The sequence below is a fragment of the Bombella intestini genome (assembly GCF_002003665.1).
GTDB classification, from domain to species: domain Bacteria; phylum Pseudomonadota; class Alphaproteobacteria; order Acetobacterales; family Acetobacteraceae; genus Bombella; species Bombella intestini.
In genome coordinates, this window is record NZ_JATM01000004.1 from 144540 (window position 1) to 160610 (window position 16071).

At 53.8% G+C, this 16071-nt stretch carries 15 protein-coding genes and 1 riboswitch; of the genes, 5 read left to right on the top strand and 10 right to left on the bottom strand.

Translation table 11 applies throughout. The features are described from left to right. Positions 1-58: 58 nt before the first annotated feature. From rfbA to AL01_RS07165, 4 genes are all read right to left on the bottom strand, one after another. Positions 59-982: a glucose-1-phosphate thymidylyltransferase RfbA gene (rfbA, locus tag AL01_RS07150; protein WP_077396780.1), complete on the bottom strand. Its 924-nt coding sequence runs from the start codon at positions 980-982 to the stop codon at positions 59-61. Continuing rightward, positions 979-2034, bottom strand: a complete 1056-nt coding sequence (rfbB, locus tag AL01_RS07155; RefSeq protein WP_077396978.1) for a dTDP-glucose 4,6-dehydratase — start codon at positions 2032-2034, stop codon at positions 979-981. Before rfbB ends, rfbA begins: the two co-directional genes overlap by 4 nt. A gap of 213 nt (positions 2035-2247) precedes the next feature. Next, on the bottom strand, positions 2248-3660 hold the full coding sequence (locus tag AL01_RS07160; protein WP_077396781.1) for a mannose-1-phosphate guanylyltransferase/mannose-6-phosphate isomerase: 1413 nt from the start codon (positions 3658-3660) through the stop codon (positions 2248-2250). 76 nt (positions 3661-3736) lie between these two features. After that, entirely contained in the window at positions 3737-5188 is a 1452-nt protein-coding gene (locus AL01_RS07165; RefSeq protein ID WP_077396782.1) for a hypothetical protein, read from the bottom strand. A 367-nt stretch (positions 5189-5555) separates the two neighbouring features. On the opposite strand from AL01_RS07165, the gene AL01_RS07170 reads away from it, so the two are divergent. From AL01_RS07170 to AL01_RS09410, 3 genes are all read left to right on the top strand, one after another. Next, a complete protein-coding gene (locus tag AL01_RS07170) occupies positions 5556-6878 on the top strand; it encodes an ArnT family glycosyltransferase (RefSeq protein WP_158075952.1) in 1323 nt (440 codons plus the stop codon). 225 nt (positions 6879-7103) lie between these two features. Beyond that, positions 7104-8231, top strand: coding sequence for a hypothetical protein (locus AL01_RS07175; protein WP_077396784.1), 1128 nt, complete (start codon positions 7104-7106; stop codon positions 8229-8231). Further along, positions 8232-8396, top strand: coding sequence for a hypothetical protein (locus tag AL01_RS09410; RefSeq protein WP_158075953.1), 165 nt, complete (start codon positions 8232-8234; stop codon positions 8394-8396). A gap of 47 nt (positions 8397-8443) precedes the next feature. Here the strand turns inward: AL01_RS09410 and ribH are convergent, their stop codons facing one another. From ribH to AL01_RS07205, 6 genes are all read right to left on the bottom strand, one after another. Next, positions 8444-8914, bottom strand: coding sequence for a 6,7-dimethyl-8-ribityllumazine synthase (gene ribH / locus AL01_RS07180; protein ID WP_077396785.1), 471 nt, complete (start codon positions 8912-8914; stop codon positions 8444-8446). A gap of 3 nt (positions 8915-8917) precedes the next feature. Then, positions 8918-10162, bottom strand: a complete 1245-nt coding sequence (locus AL01_RS07185) for a bifunctional 3,4-dihydroxy-2-butanone-4-phosphate synthase/GTP cyclohydrolase II (RefSeq protein WP_077396786.1) — start codon at positions 10160-10162, stop codon at positions 8918-8920. A gap of 8 nt (positions 10163-10170) precedes the next feature. After that, positions 10171-10821: a riboflavin synthase gene (locus AL01_RS07190; RefSeq protein ID WP_077396979.1), complete on the bottom strand. Its 651-nt coding sequence runs from the start codon at positions 10819-10821 to the stop codon at positions 10171-10173. Positions 10822-10825: 4 nt separating this feature from the next. Then, positions 10826-11887: a bifunctional diaminohydroxyphosphoribosylaminopyrimidine deaminase/5-amino-6-(5-phosphoribosylamino)uracil reductase RibD gene (gene ribD, locus AL01_RS07195; RefSeq protein ID WP_241502759.1), complete on the bottom strand. Its 1062-nt coding sequence runs from the start codon at positions 11885-11887 to the stop codon at positions 10826-10828. A 93-nt stretch (positions 11888-11980) separates the two neighbouring features. Then, a riboswitch (FMN riboswitch) is annotated at positions 11981-12132 on the bottom strand. Positions 12133-12243: 111 nt separating this feature from the next. Continuing rightward, positions 12244-12768 (bottom strand): hypothetical protein, encoded by a 525-nt coding sequence (locus AL01_RS07200; RefSeq protein ID WP_077396787.1) that lies wholly within the window; start codon positions 12766-12768, stop codon positions 12244-12246. A 97-nt stretch (positions 12769-12865) separates the two neighbouring features. After that, positions 12866-13612 carry a Crp/Fnr family transcriptional regulator gene (locus tag AL01_RS07205; protein WP_241502760.1) on the bottom strand — a complete coding sequence of 249 codons (747 nt, stop codon included), beginning with the start codon at positions 13610-13612 and terminating at the stop codon, positions 12866-12868. A gap of 260 nt (positions 13613-13872) precedes the next feature. Between AL01_RS07205 and AL01_RS07210 the strand changes: the two genes are divergently transcribed. Beyond that, positions 13873-14739: an OmpW/AlkL family protein gene (locus AL01_RS07210; protein WP_241502761.1), complete on the top strand. Its 867-nt coding sequence runs from the start codon at positions 13873-13875 to the stop codon at positions 14737-14739. Positions 14740-14955: 216 nt separating this feature from the next. Then, positions 14956-16071, top strand: coding sequence for an efflux RND transporter periplasmic adaptor subunit (locus AL01_RS07215; protein WP_077396788.1), 1116 nt, complete (start codon positions 14956-14958; stop codon positions 16069-16071).

The following is a 16071-nucleotide window of genomic DNA, read 5'->3' on the forward strand; positions in this document are numbered from 1 at the left end:
TTCTACAACCCGGCCCCTAAACCCCGGCGGGGTCTGGAGCATCAAGGGCCGCCTTCACTCACACCTTGTCCGGGCTATTTTCCGCTGCCACATGCAACAGCATCTGCCCCAATGGGGTCTTTTTCATCTTATTGCCCGTCTCCATCAGCTTCTCATGGGAAATAAAGCCCATGCGATACGCTGCTTCTGTCGGCGAACCGACCAGCAGCCCCTGACGGGACTGAATGGCATGTACAAAGGTACCTGCCTGCATCAAACTATCGGACGTACCAGCATCCAGCCATGCACAGCCACGGGCCAGCCGGTCCACCTCCAACGTGCCTTCCTCAAGATATATGCGGTTCAGGTCTGTAATCTCCAGCTCACCACGTGCGCTAGGGCGTACCTTGCGGGCAAATTCACACACCCGGCCATCGTAGAAATACAGACCAGTTACCGCCCACTGAGAAGGAGGGACTTGCGGTTTTTCAACAATATCCAGCGCACGCCCCTTCTCATCAAAAGAGATAACGCCGTAACGTTCCGGGTCACGCACCTGATAGGCAAAGACTGTCGCCCCGTAAGGCCGTTTTGCAGCACTCCGCAGCATATGCTCCAGCTCGTCTGCAAAGATGAGGTTATCACCCAGAATCAGAGCACAAGGTGAACCATCGATCCAGTCCTCAGCAATGTGAAAGGCCTGTGCGATCCCTTCCGGCTTGGGCTGGACACGATAAGTGAAGGTAACGCCAAACTGCTCACCATTCCCCAGCAGACGCTCGAACTGTGGCTTATCATCCGGCGTGGTGATGATCATGATATCCCGGATACCTGCCAGAATCAGCGTGGTCAGGGGGTAATAGATCATCGGCTTATCGTAGACAGGCAGAAGCTGTTTAGAAACTGCCAATGTCATCGGATGCAGGCGCGTTCCCGACCCACCAGAAAGGAGGATACCTTTTGTCAGCGGCACAGCGGGGGTTTCCTTTGAGGTGCCTGTCATGCCTTAACTCCCAATCTACGGCCATCGTAACGCTGGTTACGAAGGTTCTGCCACCATGACCGGTTTTCCAGATACCACTGAACAGTCTTACGCAGACCGGTCTCAAAATCATGTTCTGCCCGCCAGTCGAGGCTACGCTCGGCATGGCTGGGGTCAATCTCATACCGGAAATCATGCCCCGGCCGATCACTGACGAATGTGATCAAACGCTCCCGTGGGCCAGCAGAATCCGGCTCCAGTTCATCCAGCAGAGAGCATATCTTACGGACAACCTCGAGGTTGCTCCGTGGCTGTCTCGCCCCAATAGCGTAGGTCTCACCCGGCTTGCCACATTCAACAGCCCGAACAAGAGCGGCTGCATGATCTTCCACAAACAACCAATCCCGCAGATTTTCACCCTTGCCGTAAACAGGCAACGGCTTCCCTTCCAACGCGTTGATAATCATGAGGGGGATCAGCTTTTCCGGGAAATGCCACGGCCCATAATTGTTGGTCGTGTTCGTCACAAACGCCGGGAAGCCATAAGTATGGTACCAAGCCCGCACTAGATGGTCAGAAGCGGCCTTACTGGCGGAATACGGGCTACGAGGATCATACGCCGTTTCTTCAGTGAAAGGGGGATCTTCTGGAGAAAGATGCCCGAACACTTCATCGGTCGAAATATGAAGGAAGCGGAATCCTGCCTTCTTGTCTCCCTCTAGCCCCAGCCAGTACCGGCGGGCGACATCCAGCAGACAATATGTCCCCACAATGTTGGTCTGGATAAACGCATCCGGGCCATCAATGGAGCGATCCACATGGCTTTCAGCAGCCAAGTGCATAATGGCATCCGGCTGAAACTCTTCCAGAGCTTCTTCTACCGCAGCCTGATCATTAATCGAAATACAGGCATGACGATACCGTGGATCGGACGCCACAGCAGCCAACGTCTCCTCCGAGGCGGCGTAGGTCATGCAGTCTATGTTAAGAACCTGATGGTCGGTCCTGTTCATGAGGTGCCGGACAACCGCAGAGCCTATGAAACCGCACCCACCTGTTACTGCAACCTTCATCATGCCTCCTTATGCATCAATCCTGCCTGGGACCCCTTTACCCGACCTCCCCGGCTCCGGACAACAAACCTGCTACCATTTTGTTAACAATAAGCATATCGGAAAGAAAATGACCGCCTTTTAAGGAGGCATGTTCAATGACGAGGCTATTTTATCGGAGAACTGCCCGCTCTGCTAGTAACGGGCAGTCTCATCCTCGTACAGAAGCAGCAATCAGCGTTTATAAACGTCATCCAAACGGACGATATCATCCTCGCCCAGATAAGGGCCGGACTGTACCTCGATCAATGTCACAGGAATACGCCCCGGATTCTCCAGCCTGTGAACACAGCCCAACGGCAGATAAACGCTCTCATTCTCCCGAACTGTAATCTCCTCATCATCCCGTGTCACAAGGGCTGTGCCTGCCACAACAACCCAATGTTCTGCACGGTGAAAATGCTTCTGAAGAGACAGTTTCTCACCGGGGCTGACATGAATCCGCTTCACCTGAAAGCGGTCGCCTCGAATAAGGCTCTCATAGAACCCCCAAGGGCGATACATACGGACATGCTGCTCTGCCTCCGGGCGTCCTTCGTCACGAAGGCGGGCGACCATATGCCGGATATCTTGCGCCTGCTCCCGATGCGATACCATGACGGCATCACCTGTCACGATAATAATGAGGTCATCCACACCCGTTACGGTCGCTACAACACCATCGGAATTGACGTAACAGTTCCGGGCACGGTCCAAAAACACATTGCCCCGCACGGCATTGCCGTTCTCATCCTTCGGTGTCAGCTCCCAGACGGCATCCCAGCTACCAACGTCCATCCAAGAGAAACCGGACGGCACGACAGCCGCACGATCTGTGCGCTCTGCCACGGCATAATCTACCGAAATGGACGGTGCCCGAGAAAAAGCATCTCCATCCAGCTGCACAAAGCCGAGGTCGCAATCCGTTTTTTGGACAGCCCGGGACACAGCCTCATGGATGGTGGGTTCATATTTCTTCAGTTCTTCAAGAAAAACCCGGGCACGGGCCACAAACATGCCAGAATTCCAAAGATGCTGACCATCCTGCACAAACTGCGCTGCCCGTTCGGCATCTGGTTTCTCCAAAAAGCGGGCAATGTGATAGGCGTTTTCCTGCCCCTCCAAAAGATGGCCCTGCTGGATATAGCCATAGCCTGTTTCCGCCCGGGTCGGCCGGATACCGAAAGTGACGATATAGTCCTGACGGGCAGCCTCACAAGCCTGATCCAAAGCCTCCTTTAGAGCGGCATGGTTCTCAATGGCTGCATCAGCTGGCATGAACCAAAGGATGGCCTCCTCATCATACCGAGCCTGCCAGAAAGCCGCCGCCGCCATGGCCGCCGCCGAGTTACGGGCAACGGGCTCAAGAATGATGCTAGCAGCCTCTACCCCCACCTGCCGGAGCTGTTCGGCCATGATGAAGCGATGCTCACGGTTCCCCACGACAATGGGTTCCGCCTCCAGCCCTAGCGTTTTCGTACGCTGTACGGTTTCCTGAAAAGGCGTGTCCTTGCCCAGCAGCGCACAGAACTGCTTAGGATAGCTCTTGCGGGATACCGGCCAAAGCCGTGTCCCGGCCCCACCAGAGAGAACAACAGGAACAATCATAACAAGCCTTTCCAGTCTCGATACGCAGCCAAACTCCACAATGCACCGCGTATCACATAGGGGGTCTTCTCTTAATCTAATGAACGTGACCCAGAAGAATCATCTGCCCGCTATCAGATACGGGACGGTATCCGGCCTTATGCAGCCAGCTGTCAAATACGATGTTACCGCTGCTGTAATGGCCAACGGTTCCATAGAGCTGAACAATAGAGAACCGGTGCTGATCAATCTGATCCCGCAGGTAGGTGACATCCTTATTCTTTTTTAACGCCTGCGAGAAATTAAATCCGTCCACAGCTTCGTGACTATGTGCCCAATAACATAAAGCCATATCGGTACAGAGCAGAGAGGCATTATACGTTCTCAGCATCGCAATATGCGTCTGCCACTCTTGTTCTTTCAGCGCAACAGTTTGGACTTCCTTGTAAAACTCCACACCCCGTACAGGTGCAAGAGCCAGCAAAGGAACAGTCAGAATGCAGTAAACCCATTTCAGGGATGATTCCTGCCCATCTTCTGACAACAACGAAGCCACCCCCAATCCACACAGCAGCGTTCCCGCCACGAGAGCATCGAAGACGCAATTATAATCAACGCCTTCTCCCATAGCTTCCAGCACACCAAAGAAGCAGCCAAAAATCAGGAACAACATAATCAGCACAGATGGGTCTCTTAGACTTATTGCCTTCCATCGCCGGCAAAATATCCAGACACCAACCAGCAACATTCCCCCCATGAACGGCAATTCACGCAGGGCATGAATACCCCGCGCCAGCCGAATGACACGCCGCTGGAGAAAAATATTCTGGAAAAAACTGACCCCATAAAACTCATAGAAGGCCACAAACCCCGCCAGCAGCAGCCCAGACACCATAACGGCCCAGATCATCGCCTTTTTCGGACTGACAAAAAACAGCCAAAGCTCCATAGCCAGAGGGAGAGCCACAAGATTATGCTTGGTAAAGCCCCCCAAAACGACCAAACAAGCACTCAGAAACAGGCGTCCTATAGCCAAATCCGACCCGCCCTTATCAAGCAGGACACATACCCCACCTAACATCAGGGCCTGTGCTATCCATTGCGGATCATTTGTCCCAAAATAACCATAAAAAGCCGTATTAACGGTCGCCAAAAATAGGGCCGCCAACGCAAAAGCAGCAGAAAGCTTACCCGTCAGAGTCCATATGACCCGCGCTATCAGGCACGCTGCAACAATAACGGACAGACAGGACAAAAGACGGCCTGCAACAATGGCATCGCACCCCAACCGCACCAGCCCTCCCATGAGAATAAAAGATAAAGGAGGGTAATTATTGAAAACAAAACCATCGTGCGATGAATACAGCTCATGTGCGCTGGCCAAGGAGGCAGCACGACTGGCTAGCTGGGCGTTCCACCCCTCATTCACATCCAAAGGAACATGATGGAAAATAATCAGCCCTGTATGCAGGCAAGTCAGAAGGAACAGGACAGTCCAAAAGGCGCACCATGACCACGTCAGGCGTTCTTTCTTATAGGAAACAGACATTCAATTTAATTCCGATACCTTACCTTACGCCCAAAGGCATAACGCTATAGCAGCCCACATCAAAGCGTTATGCAAAGACAAGCTCTATGCATTCATCACCTACCAAATATACTTAGCAACTTCCTTTTCCTAGGATATTCCTGTAGGAAAGCATAGGTGAAGTTGTCAAAGAAACATTTCTATTATATTAAAAAGGCTCCCCTACATGGTGTCGTCATCTCCCCACCATCCATTTAGAAAAATATTACAAAATAATTCATTCCTATACTTTGTGTTACTTATTGTTGCCACAATATCCCGATATCCAGCACTCGGCAACCCTTTCATATTTTTTGATGAAGAGTTTTATCTATTCGTTGGCGGCAGAATGCTGCATGGCGATATACCCTATGTCGATATCTGGGATAGGAAGCCTATTGGCCTTTTCCTGATTTATGAATTCTTCCATCTTTTTGGCCCCTACCGTATATGGGCCTATCAGATAGGAGCCCTCCTAAGTGCATGGGCTACCTCCATCCTATGCATGAAGATCGCCCGTTTCATCGCTCCAAAAACGGGAGCTTTTTTAGCCGGATGCCTGTATCTTCTCTGGATCAACGGGGCGCAGGGGATCGGAGGGCAGGCTCCTGTTTTCTATAACCTGCTCATCACAGGGGCCATGCTGGCCATCGTGACCTTCCTTGATCAGAAACAGACCAAGAGCCTAAATCGCACTGGCATTCTGGTCATGGCCCTCTTCGGCATTGCCATACAGATCAAGCCAACCGTCGTTTTTGAGGGCATCTATGCCGGGCTTGTCCTACTCTGGATGACCTATCAAAAGACAAAATCATGGTCTGCCATCTTGGTCAACGCACTCATTTGGTGTGGCATAGCACTCATTCCCACGCTCTGCGTGATCGGTTTTTATGCCGGGATTGGACATCTCCATGACTGGTGGTTCGCCAACGTATCATCCATCTTTCTTAAGCAGAAGACACCTCACGACAGCTGGAAGACCTTCTGGCACTGGATACACTGGGCCTTCACCCTCACCCTTCTGCTTGCCTCCATCTTAGTCCTACGGGCCCTGGCAGTCCGACAGAAACCTGCCAAGGTGAGCCTCATCTTCATCACAGGCTGGGCATGGGCAGCTTTTACCGGCTTCATCCTATTCGGTTGTTTTTCCAAACATTACGCCCTGCCTCTTTTTGCACCATTCTTCATCAATGCCGCTCCCCTGTGGCAAGCAAGGATGGGCCGACTCTGGCTGATTATCCTTGTCCTATGGGGCGGGCAGCGCAATCTCTCTGAGATAAAGCAGGCCCGACATATGGGGTCAGCCCGTGACCTGAAGCAGATCACCCGCCTTCTCTCCTCACCGGGAGGGTGTGTCTTCAACTTCAGCGGGCCGGACATCATTCTGGATGCTGTGCCCTATTGCCCCCTGACACGCCTGCCTTTCTCCGCACATCTCAACTCCGATACGGAAAAGACGGCCCTGCCCGTAAACCCCGATACGGAGGTGCGGCGCATTCTGGCCCTATCCCCCCGTTACATCGTCATAGAAGATGACCGAGGCCCCAATGCCGAGCTGAACATGAGCACGAAAGCAATTCTCGATGAACAAGTAAAAGCTACCTATAAGGAAATATACCGTCACAGGCAGAATGATGATAACGACAACATCGTCATTTTTATGAAACAGTGAGAAGAGTCTCTCTCATCCGCCGCCGCCTCATGCAGGACAGATTTCTGCTCTACCCCCCGCCACGAAGTTAATATACGTCGCACAGGACAAGCCATGTGATACGTCTGCCCCGTTCCATACCTTTTCAGGCAATACACCATGGTGGCCGGACTATCTGATGCACTGCAGCACATAGCCTTTTCCTGAAAACCCGATCACTCACCCAACACTCTGGAGACTATGAACATGAAGAGACTGGTTCAGTCCTCTCTCAAGCAAACAAGCGGACTGAAGTTTCTGCTCTTCATCTACTCTATCTGTTTCGTAAACCTGCTCATTATGAAGCTGCTGGCTCCTGATGGTTCCCTGACCTCCAGCACCTGCCAGCTGGACTGTTTCTGGTACACGGACATCATCAGAAATGGTTATGCAACCCACCCCCTGCTGGATGACAGCCTGCGCATGACACAGGCTAACTGGGCCTTTTTCCCGCTCTACCCCATGCTCTCCTATGCACTCCACAGGCTGCTGTCTGTCAGCGCCCTGCATTCAGCCCTGCTCATCAACATCATCCTGTGGCCGGTCCTTATCTACCTGATGTACCGAGACCTTCTTCAGCGAAACATTCAACTGAATCCCATCCTGTACACGCTGTTCATGGTCCTATTTCCTTTCAACATCTGGTACACATCGCAATATTCCGAAGGCACGTTCAGCCTGCTGCTGGTCTGCATTTTCATGGCCTTGCGCCAGAAACGGATAGTCCTCGCAGCCCTTTTCTGCTGCCTGATAAGCCTGTCCCGCCCTACGGGCTTCCTGTCCGTCCTGTTCATCACCGCATGGTTCTTCTGCCACGACCTTTACAGGAACAGGAAGTCACCGTCCTTCACCATGCTGGCAGACAGCCTCCAGAAGAACCTGTTTCTCATCAGTGCTGCGGGCTTCGGCCTTTCGCTCTATGTGCTGTATCTTTTCCATATTACAGGGGATGGCTTCGCCTTTTCCCACATCCAAATCGCATGGCTCAGGAAGTTCAACTGGCTACCCGTGCAGATCATTAATGCACTGCCTCAGAAGCACGAACGTATATTTGTCATCTATCTTGCAGCGGCTTCTTTCGTTTTGTACAAGATGTTCCGGAAAGGCTGGAAGCTAGAAAGCTGCCTGATGGCTTTCATCCTGCTCATTGCGACATCGACCAAGCTGATCTCCGTGGAACGCTTCGTCTTTTCCAATCCGTTCGTCATGGAGTTTCTTGCCGTTGCCTTCGCAACGCTCTCCGTGAGAAAGCAGCGTGTCGGCCTTTTCTGCCTGTTCATCCTGCATCTCATCGTCATCAGACTGTGGTTTCATGGGAAGTACTGGTTCATTTAAATGAAAACATACACATATCTCGCCATCGTACTTCTTGCATTCGATGCCTATGCCCTATGGGTCGGCATTCATCCCCATGTGCCTGAATCTTACCGCAAATATTTCATTGAACATTCGATCACTCAGGAAGAATTCCTACAACTCTACCATGACAAGGCATCATGACGACGCATCCGGGCCTATGATGACCCGGATGACTTAAAAACGACCCCTTACTTCCGCAGGAAGGCCACTGTCTCCACACAAGCAGCGGCGGCCTCACGGCCTTTATTATGTTCATCAGTACGGGAACGCAGAACGGCCTGTTCTTCCGTATATGTGGTGAGGATACCAAAGGAGACTGGTACGGCCGTTTCCAGCTGTGCCTGCATGATGCCGATGGTTGCCCCCATAGAGATAAACTCAAAATGGGCCGTATCCCCCTTAATGACACAACCGAGGCAGATCACACCCTCATAAATGCCTTTACGGGCCAGATGCTGGGCCATGATGGGCAGCTCGAACGCACCGGGGGCCTCATAGACATCCACAGTCTCATCAATGCCACGCTCTTTCAGCCACTCCAGCGCACCATCACGCAGGCCACCCGTCACATCGGGGTTAAAACGGCTGACCAAAAGGGCCAGTCTAGGTGCTGGGTTCAGTTTCAGCCCTTCCGGGGCCGTAGCGATATGTTTGCTCATGGTTCAGCTCTCCTGTAGCGCATGCCCCATACGGGTGCGTTTCGTTTCCAAATAATGGCGGTTAAATGGGTTGGACGGCACAACCAGCCGCTCCACAGCCTCCACCGCCAGCCCAGCATCTAAGAGACCACGCTCTTTTTCCGGGTTATTCGTCAGCAGACGCAAACGGGTCACGCCGAGGCTAGCCAGCATATGGGCCGCCATATCCCAGCGGCGGGCATCGGCGGGCAGGCCAAGGGCTTCATTGGCATCAACCGTATCCATGCCCTGATCTTGCAATTCATAGGCTCGTATTTTGTTGGCTAGGCCGATCCCCCGGCCTTCATGCCCACGCAGATACAGCAACACGCCAGACTCCGCCGCCGCAATCCGCTTGAGGGCCTCACGCAGCTGCGGGCCACAGTCGCAACGCAACGACCCCAGCGCATCCCCCGTCACGCATTCGGAATGTAGCCGCACCAAAGGCACAGTCTGGTCTGGCTTCCCCTTCACGAGAGCTAGGTGCTCCACACCATCGGCCCCACGGAAAGCATGAACCCGCAAATCTTCCCCGCCACATACGGTTGGCAGGTCCGCCACAGCTAGCTGATCTGCCTCCGAAAGCGGAACCTCCGTCACCTCTATAGCCCCAACATCGCCTCGACCATGTGCAGCAATCCAGCGGCGCATTTCGGCGATGCTGATGAGAGGCAAACCGTGACGGCGTGCGTAATGCCGCAGCTCTGGCAGGCGCATCATCGTGCCATCCTCGGCCATAATCTCGCAGATCACACCAGCCGGACGCAGACCCGCCAACCGCATGAGGTCCACCGCCCCTTCCGTGTGCCCCTCCCGGGCCATCACGCCATCAGGGTTGGCCCGCAGAGGGAACATATGGCCGGGAGAGATAATATCCGCCGGTGTCGCATCCGGTGCGGAAGCCACCTGAATCGTATGGGCACGCTCAGCAGCAGAAATACCCGTTGTCACGCCATGAGCGGCCTCAATAGACACGGTAAAGGCCGTGCCTCGTGGGTCCTGATTTTTCTCCACCATAGGGGAAAGACCAAGCCGGTCTATCTGCTCTGCCTCAAGGGAGAGGCAAATCAACCCGCAAGCCTGCCGGGCCATGAAATTGATGGTTTCCTGCGTGGCAAACTGGGCTGGAAGAATCAGATCGCCTTCATTTTCCCGGTCTTCATCATCCACCATTACGACCATGCGGCCTGCCCGCACAGCGGCGATAGCGGCCTGGAGAGCGGGAGACATTCCGATACTCACCGGGCACCTCCCTTATAGCGCAGCTCATCTTCTGGCGTGTAGCGTAGGAGTGTCTCCACATATTTAGCCATCATGTCCACTTCCAGATTCACCTTTGCCCCGATAGTCAGCGTGGAAAGGTCTGTATGTGTCCATGTATGGGGAATAATCATGAGGCTAATTTCAAAACCTGCCTGACCCTCATACTGTAGATCATCATGAACCTCATTCACTGTCAGGCTAATACCATTGATCGTGATGGAACCTTTCTCGATGACATAGCGGCGGAGAGAGGCAGGCATAAAGATGCGTAGATGGTGCGAGTCCCCAGCAGACGCTACATGCGTCAACCGCCCCACGGCGTCCACATGCCCTTGCACGATGTGACCAGAAAGACGCGTGTTGAGACTAACAGCACGTTCCAGATTCACCCGTGCCCCTTCCTTCAATTCACCCAATGCCGTGCGGGCCAGTGTTTCACCGCTTAGATGAAAGTCCGCCACACCTTCGGGGGTAAAACGGGTCACAGTCAGGCATACGCCATTGGTGGCGATGCTCTCACCTTCTGTCAGGTCTGTGAAATGGGTGGCAATCCGTACATCCATCGCTCTGTCCCGCAGGGAAACAGACTGCACATCGCCAACATGTTCGATAATTCCTGAAAACATTGCTTTAGTCCCCATAGCGGCGCAGAAGCTGCACCGGGCTTTCATTCCCATCACGTCCATTTCGCAGAGTGACGGATAGCTGATCGTCTCCACCATGCTCTTCATGATGAATGGCCAGCCAATCATCCCACAGGTCGGCATCCCGCACACTTTTCAGCAAGGCGGGGCCAGCCTCTATCAAGGCCCAGTTGACGCCCATCTGCCCCAATAGGGCCGGGACAGACGCCACATCATGACATTGTTCCACGTGGAACCCGTCTGCTTCCCGTGCTTGACGCCATGCCATTGGCATACGCCCCTGCCGGTCCAGCACGATCAGAGGGCGAGGGCCTCGTCCTTCATGGTCGGCCACATACCGCACAGTAAAAGAAGGATCATCAGTCAGAACGGTGCCAATCCCCGTCACCACCGCATCGCAAGCCCGCCGCAGCTGATGCGCCAGACGTAAGGATGCAGGAGACGTAAAAGTCTTCTGCCCCGGCGGAGGAAGCATACTCCCTCGCCCATCCAGAGCCTGCTTTACGGTCAGCCACGGGCGGCCCCGCATCACACGGGACGCAAACGGAGCCAGCAGAGCCTTGCACTCCTGCGCCAAAGGCAGCAATTCAGGCTCATCAGCTAGAAACCGAACATTTTTAGGTGCTGCGCCTTCGGCGAGATACTCAGCTCCCCCTTTGGCCTGCGGGTTGGGATCACGGGCCCCAATCCATACGGTTTGCACAGGGCTGTTCTTCAGCTGTTCGCTACAAGGGGGAGTACGGCCATGGTGGTTGCAGGGCTCCAACGTCACCAAAGCAATGCGGGCCTGCTCCAGAACACCTTTCTGTCGGGCCTGCTCCAACGCCATAACCTCGGCATGAGGCTGCCCCGCCGCCGGGTGTGCCCCTACAGAAAGAAGACGCCCTTCACCATCCAGCAAGGCGCAGCCTACCGCTGGATTAGGGGCCGTTGCTCCCATTTTCTGCACAGCCTCTTTTATGGCGTACTGAAAGCCAACCCGCACGGCTTCCAACGGAAGAAGCGGTTCTTTCAGTCTTCGTGTCTCACTCGACACATCTGTCATCATCAGTCCCCAATCATCTCAGGGACGTTCGCGGCGACGTCACGCCTTTTCCTTCAGCCGGCTAGGGCATACACCCCACCCCTGCATGCAGGAAAAGAACGTTCTCTCTCATCCGGACTGTAACCGTCGGCCCCGGAATTACACCGGATCTGCTTGTCCCCTGCACGAATGCAGGGCGCTCGCGGGCTAAGGCAGCCAAAGCCACCAACACCGCCGGTAGGGAGTTTCACCCTGCCCCGAGAACGTCTATCTCAATCCCGCTCTATATGGAGGCACTACCCCCAAAGAGCAAGAGGCCACCCCAATAGGAGCGGCCTCTCTCATTACTCTATCCTGTTAGGACTGATCCTCTAAAAAGATCAGAAACCGCCCTTCAGGGAGTGAACGAAGTCCTTACCGGACTGCATCGTGCTGTCGCGCATATCCTTCAGGTTCTTCTTCTGCTCATCAAACTGAGACTTCTGAGAATCCCACTGAGCCTTAAGACGCTGCTTCTCTTCGGCCGGTGCGTTCTTGTACTTATCGCGCATATCCTTGATCTGCTGCTTACGATCATCAATGTTCTTCTGCAGCTCGGCCTTCTTGTCTGCAGCCAGGTTCTTGTACTTGTCCTGCAACGTGTGCAGACGTTCTTCACGCTGCTTCAGATCGGACTTAACAGCATCAATGCGCTTCTGGATACGAGCACGGGTACGTTCCGGGGCACCAGCATACTTCTCCTGCAGGGCATGCAGCTTAGCATTCTCGTTCTGAACGGACTTCGTCACGCTATCCATGGTGCTCTGAATAGCCAGCGGGTCATTTGCATCATAAGCGTGAGCCTGCGGCAGCAAAGCAAAGGATGATGCCAGCAGCGTGGCTGTAAGCAGAGTGCGGATCTTCATTGAGGAGCTCCTGGAAAAGGACAAAACGTGGTTAGTCACTACACCACGAGGTCACATCAAAAAAGTTAAAAAAAGGCCATCCCTAAGCCGTTGCGTCTCAGTCCCGCTTTATACCGTTGGCCATGTCACTCAATACTCCCGGCTCCAGAAGTGTGACGGAGCTTGCCCCTTTAACACTTATTAATCCTTCTTTCCGGAAAAGACCGAAAGTCCGACTTACCGTTTCAATCGTCAGGCCCAGATAATCGGCAATATCCGTCCGGGACATGGGCAGGGGAAGGGTTAGCGGTTCTCGCTCATCATGCAGAGCGTGATGCCCACAACAAGGACTGGCCTGTTCAACCAGAAAACTCGCCAAGCGTTCCCGAGCTGTCTTACGCCCCAGCACCATAAGCCGAGATTGCATTTTGACGAGCTCGCTAGAGGCTTCCTTCTGCAACCGGCCACGCAAACGCGGGAACCGCTCTACAAGACGGTCAATAGCAGAATGAGGGAAGCGGCAGAGCGTCACATCTCCCAGAGCTTCCGCCGTAAAGGCATAGGTCTCTGACGAGGTCAGCCCCAAAAAATCCCCTAGCTCCGCAAACCCGACAATCTGCCGCCGCCCATCCGGCATAAGGGTGAACAGTTTAGCCCTACCGCCTGTCAGCACATAAAAATCATGCGCTGGAGCCCCTTCCTGAATGAAACAACGCCCGGACGGGAAAACCACCCGAGAGGACGCCGCCACAAGGGCAGGTAGGTCTTGATCATCAATGACATTACATATGCTAAGCGACCGGCCAGAACAGCGACCGCACCGCTCTCGCACGGCGTCTATGAGGCTGCGACCTGTTTCCATCATATCTTTCCTGTCTCACTATAACCGATATCTGCATTAGCGGGTTGATGGCCCCTTTTAAAAGAAACGTTCCCTATGACAGTGACAGGAGGCCCCATCAATTGATCTAAATCAATCTTCTACTATTTTTAGTAAACAGCCTATTACAGTTATAAGTTTTTTCTTGATTTCCGAGAGAGATCATTCCTATAGCCAAAGGAGGAACAATTACATTTTGTCCATTTTCGTCACGCTGTCGTATCACATTGAGGATTCTAGGAAACATGAGCCGCACCTTCACCCGGATGGCTACAGCCGCGCTGTTTGCTCTTGGGTCTGTCTCCTTCGCCGTTGCCCAGACAACGACGCCGGGGGCCCACAACTCCGTGTCTACATCCAGCACCATGCAGGCTGCACCGGATGCTTCCGTGCATCTCCATGCACCGGATGACCACCATTGCGGCATTTTCCAGACCTGCGCCAACACCAAGATCGGTCTTGGCAAGGGTGACTTTGTTGTCCGCCTCTCCGCTCTCGGTGTGATTACCAACAACACAGGCTCCCGTGTCAGGCTGAACGCTACCTCCCCTGCTGCACAGCTGGCAGGCGGCAGCACCTTCCGCCACAATGTGAGCGTGACCAATCAGGTCATGCCGGAACTGACGCTTGAATATTTCCTGACAGATCACCTCTCTCTGGACCTCATTGCCTCCTCCACTCGCCATGAAGCTGCCGCCCACGTTGGTAAGCTGGGCAAGCTGGATGCTGGTAGTTTCTGGATCCTCCCCCCGACACTGACTGCCGCCTACCATTTCCGCCCGCATAAACGCTTCAACCCCTATGCTGGCCTTGGTATCACGGTAGCCATCTTCCACAACATGCATTCAGCTACCAATCTTGGTGGGGCCTATAATGGGGCCGTTTTTGATGCCATGCACATGAAGACCAACGTCGGGCCTAGCTTCAATCTCGGGTTTGATTACCAGCTTGTCGGTAACTGGTTCTTTAACTTTGATATCAAACAGATTCTGCTTTTCAATCAGAGCATCCACCTGAACTCTCGTGGCAACCCCATTACTGGTGGCCGCGTGCGTGTTCATGATGATGTACATCCTACTGTTGTTGGTGCTGGTATCGAATACCGCTTCTAATCCTTTACCAAGGACATCGGAATATTTGCAGGAGGGGCCGCAGAGTAATTGCGGCCCCTTTTTCATATGCTCGCAATACTATTTCAAAATTACTCACCACGGCCATAAAGTTCAAATGTTACGGTACAAATACAATCCCGTGACAAAACATTCCATCTGTGTCAGAAAGGAACGAATTTTGTCCAAGCAGTCAGAAGAGCGGAGAACATTCCAATAATGCGTGTCTCACGTAACATTATTATTACTGGCATCGTCCTGATCGCTCTTCTGCTTCTCTGGGGTGCGTGGTCTCTCCTCCCACATCGCACCATAGAGACTGCACCTCCACCTGCCGTTACTCACGATGGGGACCTGCTGCGCATCCGCCCCGGTGGGCCATTGGATGGTCAACTCACGATTGAACCTGTTCAGGAGACCCTTTCTCCCCATCAGGTAGAGCTACCTGCCCAGATCATCACCCCTCCCGGCCAGAGCGTGGACATCCACTCCCCAGTGGTCGGTCGGTTGGCCAACCTGTATGTGCAGACGGGCCAGCATGTGCAGAAAGGCGATATTCTTGCCATCCTCTACTCTGGCGACCTTGCACAAGCGTGGTCGGATGACCACAAGGCACAGGCGACCCTTACTCTCACCCGGCAGGCCTATCGCCGTGCCGTTGGCGTGCTCAATGCTGGGGGTAATGCTGTAAAGGACATGCAGTCCGCCAAAAATGATCTGGAACAGGCACAGGCCGAAGCAACCCGGGCCCGCCTTCGTCTTCAGGCACTCGGTACGGATGGCAATGCAGGCTACCAGCCACTCTTTGCCCCTGTCTCCGGGATTGTGACGTCTGTCTCCACCGGCGTCGGCCAGAATGTAACGGATATGACAGCCGTCCTGATGAATGTCTCCAATGTGGATACAGTATGGGTCCAAGCCAGCCTACCGGACACCCTTCTGCCCATGCTTGGCACAACCATGACGCTGGACGCCCCCTTCCCCGGCCAGACCTGCCATGGCCCCGTGACATCACTGGACGGCACTGTCCATACCGACACACGCCGCCTGAACCTCTATCTGCGCTGCAACAACACGCAAGGTGTATTGCGCCCCGGCCAGTTCACCACCGCCACACTGAACATCACCCAGCAGGCTCAACCCATCCTGCCCAAAACGGCCCTGCTTATGGATAATGATCAGATTTCCGTTTTTGTGGAAACATCGCCCAATACTTATCGCCGCCGCTTCATCACCATCAGCTACGAGGAGGGGGAGACCGTGCGCATCCTCTCCGGCCTAAAGGCTGGTGAGCGTATCATCACGCATGGAGCCATCCTGCTCAATGATTACTGA